This window comes from Streptomyces sp. URMC 127 (assembly GCF_051386535.1).
GTDB lineage: Bacteria > Actinomycetota > Actinomycetes > Streptomycetales > Streptomycetaceae > Streptomyces.
The window spans coordinates 1-202 of sequence record NZ_JBPQTW010000585.1 but is presented as its reverse complement, the minus strand read 5'-3'; the positions used below and the strand labels follow the sequence as shown (position 1 = coordinate 202).

Here is a 202-nt window from a genome sequence, read left to right as displayed (position 1 = left end):
TGGGGCGCCTGCGGCGCCTGGCTTTCGGGCTCCTCCTCCAGCACCTCGCCGCCGAAGTTCCTGAGCAGTGCTTCCAGCCCGCCGTCGAAGCCCTGGCCGACGGCGGCGAACCGCCAGACGTCCTTCAGGTAGACGTCACCGAGCATCACCGCGCGCTCGGTGCTGAATTCGGTTCCGGTGAAGGAGTAGCGCGCGACTTCCT

General features: G+C 68.3%; 1 protein-coding gene. It reads right to left on the bottom strand.

Annotated features, from left to right (window positions below):
- Positions 1-202, bottom strand: a 202-nt coding sequence (locus ACSNOH_RS35465) for a TerD family protein (protein WP_436725539.1), incomplete at both ends; no start/stop codon positions are given.